This is a genomic window from Salinispora oceanensis, assembly GCF_000383575.1.
Taxonomy (GTDB): Bacteria; Actinomycetota; Actinomycetes; order Mycobacteriales; family Micromonosporaceae; genus Micromonospora; species Micromonospora oceanensis.
In genome coordinates this window covers 4,835,092-4,855,029 of sequence record NZ_KB911579.1, presented here as the reverse complement: position 1 = coordinate 4,855,029, position 19,938 = coordinate 4,835,092, and the positions used below count along the sequence as shown (strand labels likewise).

The window sequence follows — 19,938 nt, the reverse complement described above, 5'->3', positions numbered from 1 at the left end:
GTGATGAGTGGTGACGAGCACACCGAGACGGGGACGGGCTGGCCGAAGCAGCCGGGGCCGCAGCCTCCGACGGGGCCCGCGGGGGAGCCGGATCCGCGTCCGGACGCGCCGGACCCGGACGAGTTGAGTCCGCTGGCGCCGGAGGTGGAGGTGGATCCGGAGCCGCCGCCGGCCACGGCGGGTGAGTCGAGGCTGGACCGCGCGGCGGGGCGTCCGTTCGCCTCCGCTCTTGCCCTGGTCGGGGGGTGGCGACGGACGAGTCCGGCCACCGTGATGATCTTCGTTTTGCTGGCGTTGCTGGGGTTCACGCTGGTGGAGCAGTTGCGGACGACGTCAACGGACCCGATTACCTCGGCGGCGCGGCAGGAGGATCTGGTGCGGATTCTCTACGACCTGAACTCTCAGGAGAAGCGGCTGCGGCAGGACATCGCGGCGTTGGAGGACAGCCAGCGTCAGCTGTTGTCGGGGGAGCAGGGCCAACAGGCCGCGTTGGAGGAGGCGGCGCGGCGGGCGGACGAGTTGGGGATCTTGGCGGGGACGTTGCCGGCGCGGGGTCCGGGGTTGGTGGTGCGGTTCGAGCCCGGTGGCGCGGGGGCGATTTCGGCGATGCGGGTGCTGGACGCGGTGCAGGAGTTGCGGGGCTCAGGCGCGGAGGCGATGCAGATTTCCGGTGCGGACGGGGTGACGGTGCGGATCATCGCCTCGACGTATTTCCTGGATGGGGAGAATGGTTCCCTGTTCGTGGGTGGGCGGTTGTTGACGGGCCCGTACACGATCACGGTGATCGGGGATCCAGCGACGATGCGTACGGCGTTGAACATTCCTGGCGGGGTGGTGGCGACGGTCGACGGTGACGGCGGTACGGTGATCGTTGAGGATCGTGAGGTGGCCGAGGTTTCGGCGCTGCACGCCCCGATCGAGCTGGAATACGCCCGTCCGATCACGTGACTGGTGGCGCGCCTGCGCCGTCATGTGGGGTTGGCGCACGATTGGATGAAGGACGCAGCTGGTGATTCCTGAGGATCTACGGTATACCGCCGAGCACGAGTGGGTTGCGGGTGGTGGCGACGGCGTGGTGCGGGTTGGTATCACGCATTTCGCGCAGGACGCGCTGGGTGACATCGTCTTCGTCCAACTGCCCGAGGTGGGGGCGGCGGTGTCCCCTGGCGATTCGGTGGGTGAGATCGAGTCGACGAAGAGTGTGTCGGAGATCTACGCTCCGGTCGCCGGGACGGTGTCGGCGTGCAATGAGGCGCTGGGCGACACTCCCGAGTTGATCAACAGTGATCCGTATGCTGCGGGTTGGCTGTTCGAGGTCACCGTGGCTGATCGGGGCGGGCTGGACGGCCTGCTGTCGGCGGGTGCGTATCGTGAGCTCACCGAGGGCTGAGTGGTGCCCTTATGCCGGTGCGGGGGTTGGTTCCGCGCGTCCGGTTGCCCTGCTTTTCGGCGCTGGCTAGGCTCGCCCAGTCGACCGAGAATCCGATAGTTGAGCGTTGTGTAGTTGCCTTCCTGGCACGGGGAGCCAGCCGCCGGGTGCGAGAATGCCCGGCGGCCAAACCCGCTCTTACCCGACGCTGACCGAATAGATCCGTGAGGTGGTCCCCATGACGCGCCCAGACGACGAGTTTCCCCCACTCGACGTCACTTCGACGCTCAATCTCGGTTCGCTCGAAGAGGCCCTGGAGGGGCCGGATCCCGATGTGATGCCGAACCGGGTGTCCGGTTCGTTGCCGCCGGGGATGGCTCTGCTGGTGGTGCGGCGGGGGCCGAATGCGGGTGCCCGGTTCTTGCTGGACCACGATGTGACGACCAGTGGGCGTCATCCGGACAGTGACATTTTCCTGGATGACGTGACGGTGTCGCGGCGGCACGCGGAGTTTCACCGGGATGGTGGGACGTTCACGGTGCGGGACGTGGGGAGCCTGAATGGGACGTATGTGAACCGGGAGCGGGTCGAGGCGGCCACGTTGAGCAACGGTGACGAGGTGCAGATCGGCAAGTTCCGGGTGGTGTTCCTTGCGGGTCCGCGGCCCGAGGAGGGGGCCGGCCGGGGGTGAGTGAGCCTGCGGCGTCAGCTGCGCCGGGGTCATCCCGGCCGCAGCCGTTGATGAGCATCGGTGAGGTGCTGGCCCAGTTGCGGGTGGACTTTCCGGATGCCACGTTGTCGAAGTTGCGGTTCCTCGAGGCTGAAGGCTTGGTGGAACCGCAGCGGACGGCGGCGGGGTACCGGAAGTACAGCTGGGATGATGTGGCGCGGTTGCGGTTTGTGTTGACCGCGCAGCGGGATCAGTACCTGCCGCTGCGGGTGATCCGTGAGCAGCTGGCGGTCTGGGATGCGACCGGTGAGCAGCCGGGTCGTTCTCGGCCGGCGTTGGTGGCGGTGGGACCGGGTGGTGAGGTGCCGGGGCAGCCGGCGGAGGCCGAGTCGTCGCGGATGCGGTTGGATCGGGCCGAGTTGGTTGCCCGCAGCGGTGTGGATGAGGCGACGCTGGCGGAGTTGGAGCGGCTGGGTGTGATGGTGCCGGATCCGCCGGGCTGGTATGACGGGGATGCGTTGATCATCGCGCAGGCGGTGGCGGGTCTGGCGGCGTACGGGTTGGAGCCGCGGCATCTGCGGGGGTATCGGTTGGCGGCGGACCGCGAGGTGGGGTTGTTTGCCCAGTTGGTGACGCCGTTGGCGCGGCAGAGTGATCCGGCGGCGCGGGCGCGGGCGGCGGAGACGGCGCGGGAGTTGGTGGCGTTGTCGCAGCGGTTGCACGCGGCGTTGGTGCGGGTGGGGTTGCGCTCGACGTTGGGGCGGTGAGCCGCCACCCGGTGGTGTCTGGCCGGGTGGGTGTGTGCGGAAAGATCTGTCTGTTGATGCGTGCCGTAGGCTTGCCGGGGTAACCCCTTTGCGGTGCGTGCCGCGCGTGGGACGGCCGGGTCGCGGTCCGTGTACGGTGCAGAAGGGGTGCGGCGTAGGTGACAACGACACGGAGGCGGCGGTGCGCGAGCTGAGTGTGGTCGGGGTTCGGGTGGAGCTGCCGGGCAACCAGCCGATCGTCCTGCTTCGAGAGGTCGAGGGGGACCGTTATCTACCGATTTGGATCGGTGCGGTTGAGGCGACGGCGATCGCCTACGAGCAGCAGGGGGTCAAGCCGACGCGGCCGTTGACGCACGATCTTCTTCGGGATGTGTTGGCGGCGTTGGAGGCGCCGTTGCAGGCGGTGGAGATCACCGAGTTGAAGGAGAATGTCTTCTTCGCTGATCTGTTGCTCGGTGACGGGGTGCGGGTGTCGGCGCGGCCGAGTGATTCCATCGCGTTGGCGTTGCGGGTGGGGGCCCCGATTCGGTGTGCTGACGAGGTTCTCAGCGAGGCCGGGATTGTGATTCCGGACGAGCAGGAGGACGAGGTGGAGAAGTTCCGGGAGTTCTTGGACCAGGTGAGTCCGGAGGACTTTGCCGGCTGACTCGGCTGACCGGTGGATCCGGTGGTCATGAGCTGTTGTGCTGCCGTCACGGTTGGTGACGGTTTCTTTGGGCGTGTTGTGCGCGCGGCGTGTCGTGTTGTTGTTGCCTGGTAACCGTCGGGTGCGGCGTTAGGGTGACCGTATCGAGGGGTGCTCGTCTCGAGGTGGACGTGGTACCGCACGGCGGGGAGGTTATCCGGATGCAGGAGCCGTGGGATTCCGATTCGGGGCCGGGTGTGCCGGCGATCGACGGTGACGGCGAGGTCGGCTACCGGGGGGTGACGGCCTGCCATGCGGTGGGTATCAGTTACCGGCAGTTGGATTACTGGGCGCGGACTGGTCTGGTTGTGCCGGGAGTGCGGGACGCGTCGGGTTCGGGGACGCAGCGGTTGTACTCGTTCCGGGACCTGGTGGTGTTGAAGGTGGTCAAGCGGCTGCTGGACGCTGGGGTGTCGTTGCAGAACATCCGGAAGGCGATCGAGGCGTTGCGGTCGCGGGGGGTGGCGGACCTGGCGGGCATCACGTTGATTTCCGACGGGACGACGGTGTACGAGTGCCGGTCGCCGGAGGAGGTGGTTGACCTGTTGCAGGGTGGTCAGGGCGTGTTTGGGATCGCGATCGGTGGGGCGTTCAAGGAGATCCAGGGGTCGTTGTCGCATCTGCCGGCGGAGTCGGTGGCGCCGCAGCCGGCGGTTCCGGCTCCGGTGCAGGTGGCGGGGGATGAGTTGGCGGCGCGGCGGGCACGGCGGCGGGTGAGCTGAGCGGCGCGAGTGGGCAGGTGGCCGTGGCAGCATGGTTCTGGTGAGCGAACAGGTTGAATTGCTGGCGGGGCTGGTCTCGGCTGGTGGGGTGGTGGTGCTCAGCGGTGCTGGCCTGTCCACGGAGTCGGGGATCCCGGACTACCGGGGGCCCAGTGGTGCGGCCCGGCGGCACTCTCCGATGACGTACCAGGTGTTTACGCGGGATCCGTTGGCGCGGCGGCGGTACTGGGCGCGTAGTCACCTGGGGTGGCGCACGGTTGCCCGGGCGGTCCCGAACGCCGGGCATCGGGCGGTAGCTCGCTTGCAGCAGGCCGGCGTGGTTGACGGGGTTGTTACGCAGAACGTGGACGGGTTGCACGCGGCGGCGGGTAGCAGCGGCGTGGTGGAGTTGCATGGCCGCCTGGATGAGGTGGTGTGCCTGGATTGTGGTGTGGGGGTGTCGCGGTGGGAGCTGCATCAGCGGTTGGCGGAGGCGAACCCCGGGTTCGCGGCGCGGGTGTCGGCGGTTAATCCGGACGGTGACGTGGATCTCGATGATTCGGCGGTGGCGGGTTTTCGTACGGTCGATTGCGCCCAGTGCGGTACGGGAATGTTGAAACCGGACGTGGTGTTCTTCGGCGAGTCGGTGCCGGCGGCGCGGGTGGCCCGGTGTTTCGCCATGGTGGAGTCCGCGCGGATGCTGTTGGTGCTTGGTTCGTCGCTGACGGTCATGTCCGGGCGGCGGTTTGTGGTGCGGGCGGCGAGTTTGGGAATTCCGGTGGCGATCATTAATCAGGGCGCGACGCGCGGTGATGCGTATGCGGCGGTGACGGTGGATGCTCCACTGGGTCACGTGTTGCCGGTGTTGGCCGATCACTTGGGTGCCGTCCAAGACGGCGCGGACCACTTGGGTGCCGTCCAAGACGGCGCGGGGGGAGCGGTGGTGGTGGGCTGACCGTGGCGGGCTGTTGTGCGGTCGGTAGCGGCCTGGGTGGGGACGCCCGGGTGGAGTTGGCCGCTGGTAGCGTTGGTCGCGCCGGTCGCACCCGTGTGGGAGAGACCGCCCGGAAACCACCCGGTGCGGCGCCGAAGGGGCAAATCCTCCCCGGAACCTCTCAGGCAAAAGGACCTCACGGGTAGGCACTGTGGAGCGTCTGCGGGCGCGACAGAGGGGGAGGCCGACCTGTCGACCTCATCCCCGGGGAGCGCCCCATGTCCCTTGAGCAGTTCGCCGCCCGTCATATCGGTCCGGATCCGCAGGACGAACGCCGAATGTTGGAGGTCGTTGGCTACGGCTCTGTTGACGAGCTGATGGATGCGGCGATTCCGGAAGCTATCCGTTGGTCGGGCACCCTGGACCTGCCGGAGCCGGCCAGCGAGTCGGAGGCGTTGGCGCAGCTGCGGGCCCTGGCCGAGCGCAACACCGCTGCGGTGTCGATGATCGGTCTTGGCTACTACGGCACGCACACGCCGGCGGTGATCCGGCGCAACGTGTTGGAGAATCCCGGCTGGTACACCGCGTACACGCCGTACCAGCCGGAGATCAGCCAGGGGCGGCTGGAGGCGTTGCTGAATTTCCAGACCGTGGTCACCGATCTGACTGGGTTGGCGACCGCGAACGCGTCGATGCTTGATGAGGGCACCGCGGCGGCCGAGGCGATGACGCTGGCGCGGCGGGCGAGCCGCAGCCGGAGCCAGGTGTACGTGGTGGATGCGGACACGTTGCCGCAGACGGTGGCGGTGATCGCGGGGCGGGCCGAGCCGCTCGGTATCGACGTCCAGGTGGTTGACCTTGATGGTGCGGAGTTGCCGGCGGAGTTTTTTGGCCTGCACGTGCAGTATCCGGGGGCGTCCGGGGCGGTGCGGGACCACGCCGCGGTGGTCGACGCCGCCCATGCCGCGGGCGCGTTCGTGACCGTGGCCGCCGACCTGTTGGCGTTGACGCTGCTGCGTCCGCCGGGGGAGATCGGCGTCGACATCGCTGTCGGCACGACCCAACGGTTCGGGGTACCGATGGGCTTCGGTGGCCCGCACGCTGGCTATCTGGCGGTCCGCGCGGGCTTGCAGCGGATGCTGCCGGGACGGTTGGTCGGTGTGTCGCGGGACGCGGACGGGGAGTCGGCGTACCGGTTGGCGTTGCAGACTCGGGAGCAGCACATCCGTCGGGAGAAGGCGACGAGCAACATCTGCACCGCGCAGGTTCTGCTCGCGGTGATGGCCGGGATGTACGCGGTCTACCACGGCCCGGACGGGTTGCGGGCGATCGGGGCGCGGACCCATGCGATGGCGGCGCGGTTGGCGGCCGGGTTGCGTGCGGGTGGGGTGGATGTTGCGGATGTTCTGTTCTTCGACACTGTCTCGGCGGTGGTGCCGGGGCGGGCGGCCGAGGTGGTGGAGGCAGCCGCGCGGCGGGGGGTGAATCTGCGGCTGGTGGACGCCGACCGGGTCGGTGTTTCCTGTGACGAGACCACGACGGAGGCGCATCTCGCGGCGGTGTGGGCGGCGTTCGGGGTGCCGGTCTTCACCGGCACCGTGGATACGGCGTTGCCGGCGGCGCTGGCCCGTACGTCGGACTTCCTCACCCACCCGGTGTTTAGCGCCCATCGGTCGGAGACGGCGATGCTGCGGTATCTGCGGCGGTTGGCGGACCTCGACTATGCCTTGGATCGCGGCATGATTCCGTTGGGGTCGTGCACGATGAAGCTGAACGCGACCACCGAGATGGAGCCGGTGAGCTGGGCGCAGTTCGCGCAGGTGCATCCGTTGGCGCCCGAGTCGCAGACCGCCGGTTACCGGGAGCTGATCGCCCAGTTGGAGGGCTGGTTGGCGGAGGTGACCGGGTACGACGCGGTCAGTGTGCAGCCCAACGCCGGCTCGCAGGGGGAGTTGGCGGGGCTGTTGGCGATCCGCGCGTATCACCGGTCGCGGGATGCGGGGCACCGGAACGTGTGCCTGATTCCGTCGTCGGCGCATGGCACGAACGCCGCGTCGGCGGTGATGGCGGGGATGCGGGTGGTGGTGGTCGGCTGTGACGCCGACGGCAACATCGACCTGGTTGATCTTGATGCCAAGATCGATGCGCATCGGGAGACGCTCGCCGCGATCATGGTGACGTATCCGTCGACGCATGGCGTGTATGAGACGGGTATCGCGCAGGTGTGTGCGAAGGTGCACGACGCGGGCGGGCAGGTGTATGTCGATGGGGCGAATCTCAACGCCCTGGTCGGGTTCGCCAAGCCGGGACGGTTCGGTGCTGACGTGTCGCACCTGAATCTGCACAAGACGTTCTGCATCCCGCACGGTGGTGGCGGGCCGGGTGTGGGGCCGGTGGCGGTGCGTTCGCATCTGGCGCCATTCCTGCCCGGTGATCCGCTCGCGGGGGATTCGCCTCGGCCGGCGGTGTCGGCGGCCCGGTACGGGTCGGCGGGGATCCTGCCGATTCCGTGGATGTACCTGCGGATGATGGGTGCGGCTGGGCTGACCCGGGCCACGGGGGTGGCGGTGCTGGCGGCCAACTATGTGGCGGCGCGGCTGCGGGGCGCTTTCCCGGTGTTGTACGCGGGTAACAAGGGCCTGGTGGCGCACGAGTGCATTCTGGACCTGCGGCCGTTGACGAAGGCGACGGGCGTCAGCGTCGATGATGTGGCCAAGCGTCTGATCGACTACGGTTTCCACGCGCCGACGATGTCGTTCCCGGTGGCGGGGACGTTGATGGTGGAGCCGACGGAGAGTGAGGATCTCACCGAGTTGGATCGGTTCTGCGACGCGCTGATCGCGATCCGGGCCGAGATCGACAAGGTGGGGTCGGGGGAATGGCCGGCGGAGGACAACCCGTTGGTGAATGCCCCGCACCCGGCGGCGATGGTCTCGGCCGACCAGTGGTCGCATCCGTATCCACGGTCGGTCGGGGCCTACCCGGCGGGGAGTCGGCTGGGGAAGTACTGGCCGCCGGTGCGGCGGATCGACGGCGCGTACGGTGACCGGAACCTGGTGTGTTCTTGTCCCGCACCGCAGGCTTTCGAGGAGTGAGACGCGGCCGGCGGGCCGGGCGGGGTTTGGCGCCCGGCCGGTTGGTGTCGACTCCCAGGCCGGTGACCTGTTCGGGCGGCTAGCCTGGGGGCGACGGAACCAGATGACTACGGTGCGTTGTCGTCAGGCGACGAGGGCGTGGCGGGCTGGGCCGCGGTGTGGGGCGATGCTGCGTCCGTCGGGGAGTATTTCGCCGGTGTCCTCGAAACTGATGACTCCGTTGCAGAGCAAGCTCCAGCCCTGTTCAGGGAAGCAAGCGATGACCTTGGCGGCGTCCCGGTCGGTGGCGTCGGCAGAGGGGCAGGTGGGTTGGTGCTGGCACATCGGGGTTCTCCGGAGGGTGGGGGAACTGTGTGATGGTTCACATGGCCAGTGACGCACAGTACCAAGTTCAAGTGACCAGCATCGAGCGGGTGTGCGCGTGCCGCGTGGAAAATCCACTGAACGGTTGAGGCGGAATGGACCGGATAGCGTGGAAACGCTTCCAGCGAGGGTGACAGCTGCGCCGCCGGCGGCGCCGCCGGACTGCCGGCGCGCCCACGTCGAACACGCCCGCTGGGAGTGGCGCATCGGCGACGGCGGTGACCCGATGGTGCTCGTCCAGGAGTTCCTCGCCGCCCACGGCCTCACCCTGGATGACCTCGCTCGGCCGGCGGGGCGCACTCCAGAGCGGGTCTGTGGGGCCGCCCTCTACGTCTCGGCCGCGGCCGGCGCGCTGGGGGTCGGCCGCGGCCCTGGCCCGGCCACACCGGCCCCCGCCCTGCCCGACGTAGCTGTCGTCGTCTACGGCCACGCTGCCACGTCCCGCGGCCGCCCGGCCCGCCGCCGGCCGTCGGCCTGGTGGCTCGGCGCCTGGGCGGAGAGTTGGACCCCACAGCAGCACGCCGACGCGGTGCGTGCCGTGCGCGCGGCAATCGGCCGCGGGGATGTCTACCAGGCCAACCTGGTGGGACACGCCGCCGCCCGCTACGCCGGGGACCCGCTGCCCGCCCTTGCCCGCCTCGGTTCGCTGCCCGGCGCCCGGTATGGGGGCGTACTCACCGGTGCCGGGTGGACGATTGGCTGCGCCTCCCCGGAGACCCTCGTGGAGGTCACCGACGGGCGGATGATCACCCGGCCGATCAAGGGCACCCGCCCGGCCACCCCGGCTGGCCGGGCCGCGCTGCTGTCCAGCGCGAAGGAACGCGCAGAGCACGTCATGATCGTTGACCTGCAGCGCAATGATCTGGCCCGCCTCGCCCGCACCGGCACCGTCACTGTTGATGACCTGTTCGCCGTCCGTCGCTGGTGCGACCTGTGGCAGGCGGAGTCGACCATCTCCGCGGCGGTCGGGGAGGGGCTCGGCTTGGCGGACCTGCTCCGCGCCGTCTGCCCCGGCGGGTCGGTCACCGGGGCCCCGAAGCTCGCCGCCCTGGACCACATCGCCGCCCTGGAGCCGGTCGGTCGTGGAGCCAGCATGGGCGCGTTGGGCTGGGTCACCTCCGGCCGGATCGACCTGGGTTTGACCATTCGCACCGCCGCGGCTGACGACGATCACCTGCACGTGTGGGCCGGCGGTGGGATCACCTGGGGCAGCGACCCGGAGGCCGAGGTCGCGGAGGCGGCGGCGAAGGCGGCCCCGGTTCGCGCCGTGCTAGCCGCCGGGCCCTGACGGCGAACCCTCGGCTCCTCGCCCAGGATGTCCGCGCCGCCCGGCCCGCGAGGACCACGAGCGCCATGGCCCGATATCGTGGCCGGCGACGTGCGCCTTGGTGTAGCCGAGTGCGGTGATCAACCCCACGATGTCGGCGGCCATCGTCTTCTTGTCGTAGCCGGACTGGGGCTTGCTGGAATCGCCGCCGCCACATAGATCCACGGCGATGACTCGGTACTGCTCGGCAAGATCGGGCATAACCGGAGTTTTCGATCACGGTGCATAGGCCTGCCGCGCGGTCGCAGGAGGGGTGGGCCGCCGCCGTTGGGCCCCGCGTCGGCTTCGCGAGAGCGGCGGCGATCAGCTACCACCGGTGACGAGACCATCAAGAAACATCTAATATGGGGTATTTTCACACGTCTGGTTCGTTTTTTCGCTCTCTGGGTTGTTTGTGGGTCTTCGTGTTCTTAACTCCTGCTGTGGCGTCAGCACCGCTGCCACCGCACCCGGACCGTCCGCATAGAAAGCGATGAACAATGTTGCAGAGCAGGAGACTCCCCCGCCCGTCCCGGGGGCGCGGTCGACGCCGCGTCCCCCGGGCCGTCGCGGCGGTCAGCGCCGCGGCCCTCACCGGAGTCGCCGGCCTGGCCGGCGCCGGACCAGCCACCGCATCCCAGCCCTCGCCGGAGCACGCCGTCGCTGACGGCCAACCACACCGGGAATGGTCGAAGGTTGACGGCGAGTGGGGTGGCCACTGGGGAAAGGCCGGCCACTCGGGTTGGAAGCGGGGTGCGCATGATGATGGGAAAGCCAAGGGCACCCCGGTGCCCTGCGACCCCAACGCGCTGATCGCCGCGATCACCGCGGCGAACCAGGCCGGCGGCGGCACGCTCCGCCTGGCCGAGAAGTGCACCTACACCCTCACCGTCAACCAGGACGACAACGGACTACCCCAGGTCTTCCAACCCATCACGATCTATGGCCAGGGCGCCACCATCGTCCGGGCCGCCGCCGCCGACAACTTCCGCATCTTCGAGGTCGTCACCGGCGGCGACCTCACCCTCAAAGACCTCACCGTCGCCGGCGGAAAGCTCGAGGGCGGCAACGACGACGGCGGCGGCATCTTCGCCGGCGAAGGCACCCGACTGACCCTCGAACGCGTCACCGTCCGGGACAACATGACCCTCGGCAACAACGGCGACGGCGGCGGCATCTCCGGTGACCGGAGCAAGGTCACGATCACCAAGAGCACCATCACCCGCAACACCGCCACCGACGAGGGCGGCGGCGTCTCCAGCGACAACGGCACCTTCACGATCAGCAAGTCGAAGCTGACCCACAACACCTCCGGCACCACCGGCGGCGGGTTCTCCAACGACGAGGGCTCTGCCACCATCAGCCACACGCTGATCAGCGACAACACCGCCGCCAACGGTGGGGGCGTGGACAATGACGGCGACCTCTCCGACATCATCCACAGCACCATCACCCGCAACACCGCCAGCGGCCTCGGCGGCGGCATCTACGACAACGGCGACGAGGCCCTCCTGCTCCAGCACGTCCAGGTCGCCGAGAACACCGCCATCTCCGGTGGAGGGCTCTACCTCACCACCGATCTCGGTGTCACCGTTGAGGGCAGCAAGATCGTGTACAACACCGCCACCAGCGGCGACGGCGGCGGCATCGCGATCGTCGGCGAGCCCGTGGTGGCCCTGCGCCGCACCACCGTCTCCGGCAACCAGGCCGGGGGATTCGCCGGTGGTATCTTCTTCGACCCGTCCGACCCGACCACCGTCCTCACCCTCACCGACGTCCGCGTCACCGACAACCTCGCCCAGAACGAACCCGGCGGCGTCTACAACAACGGCGTGATCAACGTCTTCGGCAAGGTCATCATCATCAACAACCGGCCCACCAACTGCGTCGGCAGCCCCAACCCCGTACCAACCTGCTTCGGCTGACCGACCTGCTCGAGGTGCCCCGGCGGTAACCGCCGGGGCACCTCGCTGCCCGCGCTGGCGCCGGGCCGCCGTCCCCGCCCGGAGTGAGGCGATAGTCTCTGGCCATGACGATGCGCCCGATCCGGATCATCGGCGACCCGGTGCTTCGCACTCCCGCCGCACCGGTCACCAGCTTCGACGCCGAGCTGCGCGCGCTGGTCACCGACCTGATGGACACGTTGCTCGGTGCCCCTGGCCGCGCCGGGGTGGCCGCCCCGCAGATCGGCGTCTCCGCCCAGGTGTTCGTCTACGACGCCGACGGCCACCGCGGCCACCTGATCAACCCCACGCTGGAACTCGGCGAGGACCGCCAGGACGACGATGAGGGCTGCCTGTCGATTCCCGGCCTGTATTTCCCGACCCCGCGAGCCATGCGCGCCACCGCACGCGGTATGGACCAGTACGGGCAACCATTGACCATCACCGGCACCGGCTTCCTGGCCCGCGCTCTGCAACACGAGACCGACCACCTCGCCGGTCGCCTCTACGTGGACACCCTGCGCGGGGAGACCCGCCGCCGGGCCCTGCGGGAGATGCGCGCCGGCAGCTACGCGCCGCGTAGCCGGTGACTGCCGCCCCTCGCCGGGGCACCCACCGGTTGGCCACGCTCACCTCAGCGCCCCCGACGCTGCCGCAGCAACAGGCCCAGTGACCCGATCGCCACGAACACCAGCACAGAGCACACGAACACCTTCACCACCGGATCACCATGCCACGGCCTACGCTGACCTGGTGCGCCTGGCCACCTTCAACCTGCTGCACGGGCGGTCGCTCACCGACGGGCTGGTCGAGTCGCACCGCCTCACAGCTGCCGTCGCCGCTCTTGATGCCGATGTTCTCGCCCTCCAAGAGGTCGACCTGGGTCAGGGCCGCAGCGGCAACCTGGACCAGACCGCCCTCGCCGCCCAGGCCCTCGCCGCCGACGAACACCGCTTCGCCGCCGCCGTCGTCGGTGAGCCCGGCGGAAAGGTCCGCCCCTTGACCCACGATGACGATGGCCAGGACGAACCCCGCTACGGCGTCGGCTTGGTCAGCCGCCACCCAGTCACTTCCTGGCAGGTCATCCGGCTGGAACCGGCCCCGGTCCGCGCACCGATCTACGTACCCGGATCCCGCGGTGGCCTCGTGCTGCTCCGGGACGAACCCCGCGTCGTGCTCGCGGCGGTCCTACGCACCCCGCACGGTCCCTGGACGGTCGCCGCCACCCACCTGTCGTTCGTCCCCGGTTGGAACGCGCGCCAGCTATGCCAGACCGTCCGTGCGTTGCGGGCCCTGCCCGCACCCCGGATCCTGCTCGGCGACCTCAACCTGCCCGCCGGGGCGGCCCGACTCCTGACCGGATGGCGGCCTCTTGGCCGTCGACCCACCTATCCGGCTGGGCAACCCCGCATCCAACTCGACCACGTCCTCGCCGACCGGCAGGGCCACCATCGACTCCCACCGGTGACGGCTGTGCGAACCCCACTGTCGGTGATCTCCGATCACCGGCCCCTCGTGGTTGACCTCGGCTGACCGGCGGCGCTGCCTCGAAGGTGGGCTCACGTCGCCCGGGGACCGGGCAGCAGGTGCCCGAGAACCAGCTTCAGGATCAGCAGCGGCGCCAGCCAGGCGAGTGCTGGTGGGGCGGGCAGGAGCGTGACCGCCGCGACCAGTAGCCCGGCCGCGGCGGCGAACGCCAACGGGCGTTTGGCTGTCGGAGCGGCGGCGGCGACCAACACGGCGGCGGCGAGGGTGCCAATGTAGAGCGTGATCGCGGTCGACCACGGGTACGCGGGCAGGATCAGCGCCAGGGCGGGCAGATGGACGTGGGCCGCCACGAAGAGCACCTGTCGGCGAGCGGCGGTCGCGCCGGTGTGGAACCGGCGCGACACCGACGCGGTGGCGTTGACCACGGCCCCGCCGAAAAGGTCGAATCCGAGGACCGCCAGCACCACCACGATCGGGGGCGGGTAGCCCGCTGCGGCGCCGATGGCCGCGGCGACGCCGGCGCCGACGACCGCGGTGAGGTAGCTGAGCCACACCTCCACTCGAGTGGCACCGGGGGCGATGAGCAGGTCGTTGAGCCGCAAGGTGGCGCGTCGCGGCAGGGGCGTGGGAGCTGTCATGGGCATCTCCATCCTTCACCCAAGCTGGTGCATGTTCGTTCACCTTAGTAAACATCTGGACACTTGTCGAGTGCGCCCACGACCTGCACAGCTTCGTCCCTGTCGATTGATTGGGTTTCATAGTGGGCCTCCACAACCCGATGGCTGGCGCGTGAATGCGAACGGCGGCCCGCGAATCTGGCAGCTGCCGGAGTGGACCGCAGGGCCGATCTCAACCGACCATTATGCTCCGGGGTGGCTTCCGACTCCGTCGATCTAGCTTGCATTCGAGGGGCCGTATTTGGCGCGGCGAATTACGACGCGAGGCGCCAAGTCGTAGACAATCCGACCGCCAAAACCGACTACTTGCCTCCACGACAATCGATGGATGGGGGATCCCCGAATCGACGTGAATGAACGCTGGCTGAGGTCGGTCGGGTCAACCGTTCGACGCGCTTCATTGCCCGACTGGCTTCATCGCCCCGCCCAAGTAGCCGCCGCTTCTTCCTGGCAAGGAAGATCAATGTTTGTCGAGGTGTAGCGCTCCCACACCCCGCACTGGGAGGGTCTCCGCCCTGGCGGTAAAGAGCAGTTTCCCACTTATTGAGCAATGAACGTATCTTTTCGATCCAATGTTTCGGCGAGGTTAAGTGGTGCGGCAGATCGGGGTTAGCATGCCCACTGGGTCGTATCGGAAAAACACCACTAGTCGCCCGGAAGTACTGCAATGGATGCCATGTCATTCGCTGGTGCAACGTTCTTGCCCGTTGCAGTGTTCACCGACATTGATTAGCGTGAACTACGGCGAACACTAAATACAGTTAACCGTTGCGGGCGGCGACGCCGGCACAACTGGCGAGGGTGGCGACTGTGCGAATTCAGATCCTCGGCCCGATCTCTGCCTGGCGCGACCACGAACCCCTGAATCTCGGTCCCGCCGCCCAACGGGCCATGCTGGGACTGCTGACGATCGTCTCTGGACAACCGGTGTCACACGCCGAGATCCTGGCGGCGGTGTGGCCCGACCGGCTACCGCCGCCCACCGCCCGAAATGTGATCCAGACGCACGTCAAGCACCTGCGCTCCATCCTCGAGCCGGACCGGCGGCGACGGGCGCCGAGCAAGATTCTGCGCCAGGTCGGTGATGGCTACGCCCTGCACGTGCCGGCCAGCGCGGTCGACGTAGCGCGGTTTCGACACCAGGTCACCTCGGCGACCGGCCTCGCCCACCGGGGCGAGATCAACGGTGCGGCCGACCTGCTTGGGCAAGCGCTTGCGCTGTGGAACGGTTCGCCGTTGGCCGACATCCCAGCGCTGAACGCCCACCCCAAGGTGGTCGCCCTAGCCGCGGAGCGGCAGACCGCGCTCGACCGCTACGGCGACATGATGATCGCCGCTGGCCGGGCGGGGGAGGCACTGCCCGTGTTGGAGGAGGCAGCCGCGGCCCAGCCCCTGGACGAGTCAGCCCAAGCCCGCCTGATCCGGGCCTACCACGCTGCTGGACGGCGCTCCCGCGCCTTCAGCCGGTATCACCAGGTGCGGCGGTTGCTGACCGAAGAACTCGGGGTGGGGCCGGGACCACAGCTGGCCACTGCGCACACCGCGCTGCTGCACGACGAGGCGCCACCGGCGGCACCAGCCGAGCCCGGCCCCGCAACCGTCCCGGCAGCGTCCACGGAAGCCACCGGCGACATCTTCGTGGTGCCAGCCCAGCTACCCGCCGACATTCCCGACTTCACCGGGCGCGGCGCCGAACTACATCACCTGGACCGACTCCTCGCCGAACGGCCCGCACGGCCAGGGCCGACCTCCGCCGGTGCGGCTGGGCCCGCGCTCGTCACCGTCTCCGGTACAGCCGGGGTAGGCAAGACTGCCCTGGCCGTACGCTGGGCCCACCGGGTACGCGACTGGTTCCCCGATGGCCAGCTCTATGTGGATCTGCGGGGGCACGACGCGGACCCGCCGGTGACGGCCCGGCAGGCCCTCGCCGGGTTCCTCCGCGGGCTCGGTGTCACCGGTACCGACCTTCCACCCAGTACGGAGGAGCGGGCCGCGGCGTACCGCAGCCGCATGGACGGCCGGCGGATGCTCGTGCTACTCGACAACGCCGTCTCCGCCGAGCAGATCCGTCCGCTGCTACCGGGCTCGCCGTCCTGCTTCGTCCTGGTGACCAGCCGAGACTCACTCGCCGCCCTGGTGGCGCGGCACGGTGCCCGACGCATCGAGTTGGACCTGCTGCCGCAGGACGACGCCGTGGTACTGATCCGGCGGTTGACCGACCCGCGGCTCACCGACGAGCCGGGCGCGACGGCGGCGCTGGCCACCCAGTGCGCCCGGCTGCCGTTGGCGCTGCGACTGGCGGCCGAGATGACTGACAGCCGGCCGGGCGTACCGCTGGCCCAACTGGTCCAGGAACTGGCCGACCAACGCCACCGGCTGGACCTGCTCGACGCCGGTGGCGACCGCCGCACCGGCGTACGCGCAGTGCTTTCCTGGTCCTACCGGCGGCTGCCGGCGGATGCCGCCCGCGCGTTCCGGCTACTCGGCCGGCACTGCGACCCGGACGTGGAGCCGCAAGCCGCGGCCGGAATCCTCGGCACCACCGTCGCGGAGGCGTGGCGACTGCTGGACCTGCTGGCCCGCGCCCACCTCGTGCAGCGCGGCCCGGGTTGCCGCTACGGCATGCATGCGCTCCTGCGGGCCTACGCCGGCCACCTGGTGGAGACCGAGCACGCGCACACCGGCCGGCCATGATCGGTCTGTCCGGCTGATTGATCGACCGCCGTAACCGGCGGGCCCAATCTGAGTCCACTTGTGACCTGCTGTTTGTGCCGGACGCGCCCCTCGTGGCCGGATCGGATCGAGGCGGGACTTTCGCGGTGGTGCGGTGTGGCATCAACAGATGACCGCATTCGATGTAGTTAGTAAGGAGTCGCGGCTTTGCTATCCACTGTGCTAGGTTGTGGCTACTTCGCGTGACTAGCCACGTGTTGGGTGATTTGGGAGGTATATCTGTGTCTCGACGTGCAAATCGTCAGATCGGGCGGGTGCTCGCAGTAGCCGGCATTGCGGCGGGCCTCTTCGTGGCGGCCGTTCCGGCGCAGGCGGCGCAGACGGAGAAGCCGCAGGTAACCCTTGCGAAGGAAAAGCCAACGGACGCCGGCCTGATGCACTGGAGCTGCGGAAGGGCGGCGCCGGCTGACCTCGACACCTCCGGTGGCCACGAAACGACCGAAGCGGCTAACATGCGTGTCGGCTCCAGTACCGTCTGCCAAAAGGCTGGCCTCTCGTATCCGGGCCAGGCTCTCGACTACCATTGTTACACCTTGGAAATTGAAGGTGAATACACCTGGACTTACGTCGTCAACGTCGAGACCAAAGTGGGTGGTTGGATTCGGGATGATCTGCTGAACGATAACGGTTCGTTCATTCAGTGCCCCGGCGACACTAATTTCTAATTCCCTATTCGGGTTAGGGGAGAGCTGTCTTCAGGCTCGGCCGGCATGTCAGCCCACGCTAACCTGAGTGTCCGCGCCTGAAGTGACCCACCGGCCCTGGTCAGCCGAGGGCCGGTGGGTCACCGACTCTGCTGCGCTGATGCCACTATTCCCAATGGTCAGATGATGGCGAGACGGCGCCGTCATCGCTACTGGCGGCGAATCCGGAACGGCCACCGCAACGGCCAGCAGTGAGTCGAGGAGTTGCACGAGCCCGATAACTGGAAGATTGTCGGGGTAAATGAACGACTTCCTACGCTGGGTTTGTCTCAGTGCACCTGCGGGGGAGGGCACCGCTGAGAACACCCGTCAAACGTGGTCAGCGGGCAACGAGTCCGGCGTCCGTCCCCCGGCCGGTCGGCTTCGACGTCGGTGTAGGTATTCGGCGAGCAGTAGCCCGCCCGCTCCGACGACGACGTCGCTGAGCACCGAGACGATTCGGCTGGCCAACACCACCGTGCCGGCCAGGGGCAGCGGCAGGACGGTCGCCAGCGCCAGGGCGAGCACCCCCTCCCGGACTCCGATCCCGTCCGGGGCCACCATCACCACCAGACCGGCCACGGTGGCCAGAGCGAACCCGGCCACGCAGAGCAGGTAGGCGCGTCCTGGTGGCGCACCCGCGACCACGGCGAGCAGCCAGAGATGGTGCCCGGAGATGATCCAGGACAGGGACTGGGTGACGATGGCCCGCCGCAGCCCCGACCGGGACGCGGCGAACGTCGGGGCGGGCCGGCGGAGGACCCGCGCGGCGGTACGGATGCCCAGGTTGAGCAGGTCCGGCCGGATCAGCAGCGCGAGCACCGGCAACGCTGCCAGCCCGAGCAGCCACCACGCCTGCGTGCCGGCCACCGCCGGCCCGGCGCCGAGTCCGACGGTCACCCCGGTCAACGCCACGATGCCCCAGCTCACCATGAACACCGAGGCGAGCCGGACCGGCCCCACGTCAACGGCCCTGCCCAGGCGAAGGAGCACCGGCAGGGCGACGAAGCGGCCGGGTACGAACTTCACCAGGAACCCGACGAAGAAGATCCGGGAGGCGGTCCACGGGTCCACTCGGGCCCCGAGGTCAGCAAAGAGCGCCCGCCAGGAGAGCACCCCGAATACCAGGCCGACGCAGTTGATGGTGAAGGCCGCGCCGAATGCGAGATAGACCGTGGCCAGGTCCAGGCTCGCTGCCAGCTCCCGGACGGGGCGCCAGTCCTGCCCGCGCAGCACGGTGACCAGACCAACGGTCAACAGCGCCACGAACAGCACGGTCACGGCCCGGTGCAGTAGCCGCCGCCACCTCGCCCCGGTGGTCGCCGGCCGGTTCGTGCGCCCACCCCACCGCAGCCGGTCCGCGTCGGCGCTCGCGGACGGTTCCGAACGGTCCGGGGGCGGCCGGCCTGCCGTGGCACCGCGTCGGCGGCGGAAGTCCACGGTGGCGACAGCGGCGCCGACGGCCATCCCGACGAGCTGGGTGGCGTGCATGAGCATGTGCATACCGACGAAGTACGCCAGGAACAGGTGCCCCTTGCGGCGCCGGACGAAGCCGAGCAGGCCCCGGTCGACCACGGCGAACCCGGCCGCCAGCAGCAGGGGAACGGCGATCAGTTCGACGGCGACCGCCACGAGCGGCAGGGCCAGTGGCACCCCGGCGCAACAGAGCATAGCGGCGACGGCAGCCCGGTCCACCGTCTTCCCGGCCCGACCCCCGTCCGGTCGGGTGCCCGCGGTGCCGGTGGCCGCACGACGGTGCCCGGCCAGCGTGGTGGCGAGCAGCCGACCGTAGCCCACGGCGCGGCGGACGTGTTCGGACAGGTACGGCCAGAACCGGTCCACGTCGTCGTGCCGGCCGAGTACGTCCGCGCTCATCCGGATCTCGTAGCGGGCCGGCAGCCGGGTGCCGAACTCGATGTCCTCGGCGTCGCGCAGCGTCTCGTCGAAGCCGCCGACCTCCTCGAACACCGGTCGCGGAATGGCCGTCAACGCGAACAACGTGGCATCGGTCACCCCGGCGCCACGTCGGCGCCAGTAGTGCTCGAACAGAGTCTTGTAGACCTCCACCGGGCCGCCGTCGTGCAGCGGCTGGGCATCGTAGATGCCCTGGACGACGGCGCAGTCTGAATGCGTGCGCAGGGTCCGCACCGCGGTGGCGATCGCCTCTGACGCGAGGGCGATGTCGGAGTCGAGAAAGAACAGCACGTCGCCGCTGGCCGCGGCGGCACCGACGTTGCGAGCGGCCGAGACGCCCCGGTTGGTGGGCAGCGCGATCAGCTGGCAGCCGAATTCGGCCGCGATCTGCCGGGACCGGTCGGTGCTCGCGTCATCCACCACGATGATCTCGACGGGCGGGCGGGTCTGCTCCTCAATGGAGCGCAGGCAGTCGGCAAGGCTGGCGGCCTTGTTGTAGTTGGGCACGATCACCGACACCGTCGGTGCGGGCGGCTCGGATCCGTCGCGGATGCTGCCGACTCCGGGCGCCGTCCGGGCCACGCCGGTCGTCGAGGTCATGGCACTCCTC

Annotated in this window: 18 protein-coding genes and 1 riboswitch; of the genes, 14 read left to right on the top strand and 4 right to left on the bottom strand. The window is 69.0% G+C overall.

All coding sequences use genetic code 11. From position 1 onward, the window contains the following. Positions 1–3 precede the first annotated feature (3 nt). The 8 genes from SALPAC4_RS0122255 to gcvP all read left to right on the top strand — a co-directional run bounded on the left by SALPAC4_RS0122255 (position 4) and on the right by gcvP (position 8,221). Positions 4–948, top strand: a complete 945-nt coding sequence (locus SALPAC4_RS0122255; protein ID WP_020113553.1) for a DUF881 domain-containing protein — start codon at positions 4–6, stop codon at positions 946–948. A gap of 61 nt (positions 949–1,009) precedes the next feature. Further along, on the top strand, positions 1,010–1,390 hold the full coding sequence (gene gcvH / locus SALPAC4_RS0122250; protein WP_018732227.1) for a glycine cleavage system protein GcvH: 381 nt from the start codon (positions 1,010–1,012) through the stop codon (positions 1,388–1,390). Between the two features lie 217 nt (positions 1,391–1,607). Then, positions 1,608–2,060, top strand: a complete 453-nt coding sequence (gene odhI / locus SALPAC4_RS0122245) for an oxoglutarate dehydrogenase inhibitor Odhl (protein WP_018742457.1) — start codon at positions 1,608–1,610, stop codon at positions 2,058–2,060. A 50-nt stretch (positions 2,061–2,110) separates the two neighbouring features. After that, positions 2,111–2,806 carry a transcriptional regulator FtsR gene (gene ftsR / locus SALPAC4_RS0122240; protein ID WP_019872236.1) on the top strand — a complete coding sequence of 232 codons (696 nt, stop codon included), beginning with the start codon at positions 2,111–2,113 and terminating at the stop codon, positions 2,804–2,806. A 181-nt stretch (positions 2,807–2,987) separates the two neighbouring features. Continuing rightward, positions 2,988–3,452 carry a bifunctional nuclease family protein gene (locus tag SALPAC4_RS0122235; protein WP_018724884.1) on the top strand — a complete coding sequence of 155 codons (465 nt, stop codon included), beginning with the start codon at positions 2,988–2,990 and terminating at the stop codon, positions 3,450–3,452. Positions 3,453–3,652: 200 nt separating this feature from the next. Then, positions 3,653–4,213, top strand: coding sequence for a MerR family transcriptional regulator (locus tag SALPAC4_RS0122230; protein WP_026271098.1), 561 nt, complete (start codon positions 3,653–3,655; stop codon positions 4,211–4,213). A gap of 31 nt (positions 4,214–4,244) precedes the next feature. Beyond that, a complete protein-coding gene (locus tag SALPAC4_RS0122225) occupies positions 4,245–5,147 on the top strand; it encodes an NAD-dependent protein deacetylase (protein WP_019872234.1) in 903 nt (300 codons plus the stop codon). Positions 5,148–5,233: 86 nt separating this feature from the next. Beyond that, positions 5,234–5,333, top strand: a riboswitch (glycine riboswitch). Positions 5,334–5,404: 71 nt separating this feature from the next. After that, the gene (gcvP, locus tag SALPAC4_RS0122220) at positions 5,405–8,221 is read left to right on the top strand and encodes an aminomethyl-transferring glycine dehydrogenase (protein WP_019872233.1); all 2,817 of its coding nucleotides are present in this window, start codon (positions 5,405–5,407) and stop codon (positions 8,219–8,221) included. A 123-nt stretch (positions 8,222–8,344) separates the two neighbouring features. Here gcvP and SALPAC4_RS0122215 read toward each other — a convergent pair whose 3' ends face one another. Then, positions 8,345–8,545 (bottom strand): DUF5999 family protein, encoded by a 201-nt coding sequence (locus tag SALPAC4_RS0122215; protein ID WP_012013604.1) that lies wholly within the window; start codon positions 8,543–8,545, stop codon positions 8,345–8,347. A 97-nt stretch (positions 8,546–8,642) separates the two neighbouring features. On the opposite strand from SALPAC4_RS0122215, the gene SALPAC4_RS0122210 reads away from it, so the two are divergent. Next, positions 8,643–9,872 carry a chorismate-binding protein gene (locus tag SALPAC4_RS0122210; protein WP_080640943.1) on the top strand — a complete coding sequence of 410 codons (1,230 nt, stop codon included), beginning with the start codon at positions 8,643–8,645 and terminating at the stop codon, positions 9,870–9,872. Here SALPAC4_RS0122210 and SALPAC4_RS0122205 read toward each other — a convergent pair. Then, a complete protein-coding gene (locus SALPAC4_RS0122205) occupies positions 9,855–10,112 on the bottom strand; it encodes an alpha/beta fold hydrolase (RefSeq protein WP_019872231.1) in 258 nt (85 codons plus the stop codon). The genes SALPAC4_RS0122210 and SALPAC4_RS0122205 overlap by 18 nt on opposite strands. A 278-nt stretch (positions 10,113–10,390) precedes the next feature. Between SALPAC4_RS0122205 and SALPAC4_RS0122200 the strand changes: the two genes are divergently transcribed. The 3 genes from SALPAC4_RS0122200 (at position 10,391) to SALPAC4_RS0122185 (ending at position 13,366) form a co-directional block, all read left to right on the top strand. Next, on the top strand, positions 10,391–11,815 hold the full coding sequence (locus SALPAC4_RS0122200; RefSeq protein WP_029126521.1) for a hypothetical protein: 1,425 nt from the start codon (positions 10,391–10,393) through the stop codon (positions 11,813–11,815). A 104-nt stretch (positions 11,816–11,919) separates the two neighbouring features. Next, positions 11,920–12,423, top strand: a complete 504-nt coding sequence (gene def / locus SALPAC4_RS0122195; protein ID WP_019872229.1) for a peptide deformylase — start codon at positions 11,920–11,922, stop codon at positions 12,421–12,423. Positions 12,424–12,586: 163 nt separating this feature from the next. Continuing rightward, positions 12,587–13,366: an endonuclease/exonuclease/phosphatase family protein gene (locus tag SALPAC4_RS0122185; protein ID WP_019872228.1), complete on the top strand. Its 780-nt coding sequence runs from the start codon at positions 12,587–12,589 to the stop codon at positions 13,364–13,366. A 26-nt stretch (positions 13,367–13,392) separates the two neighbouring features. Here the strand turns inward: SALPAC4_RS0122185 and SALPAC4_RS0122180 are convergent, their stop codons facing one another. Beyond that, positions 13,393–13,959 carry a hypothetical protein gene (locus tag SALPAC4_RS0122180; protein WP_027644988.1) on the bottom strand — a complete coding sequence of 189 codons (567 nt, stop codon included), beginning with the start codon at positions 13,957–13,959 and terminating at the stop codon, positions 13,393–13,395. An 849-nt stretch (positions 13,960–14,808) separates the two neighbouring features. Here SALPAC4_RS0122180 and SALPAC4_RS0122175 point away from each other — a divergent pair. Continuing rightward, positions 14,809–16,692, top strand: coding sequence for an AfsR/SARP family transcriptional regulator (locus tag SALPAC4_RS0122175; protein WP_027644987.1), 1,884 nt, complete (start codon positions 14,809–14,811; stop codon positions 16,690–16,692). 293 nt (positions 16,693–16,985) lie between these two features. Then, complete coding sequence (locus tag SALPAC4_RS0122170) at positions 16,986–17,396, top strand: hypothetical protein (RefSeq protein WP_019872225.1); 411 nt, start codon at positions 16,986–16,988, stop codon at positions 17,394–17,396. Between the two features lie 348 nt (positions 17,397–17,744). Here the strand turns inward: SALPAC4_RS0122170 and SALPAC4_RS0122165 are convergent, their stop codons facing one another. Next, entirely contained in the window at positions 17,745–19,928 is a 2,184-nt protein-coding gene (locus SALPAC4_RS0122165) for a glycosyltransferase (protein ID WP_019872224.1), read from the bottom strand. Positions 19,929–19,938: the final 10 nt, after the last annotated feature.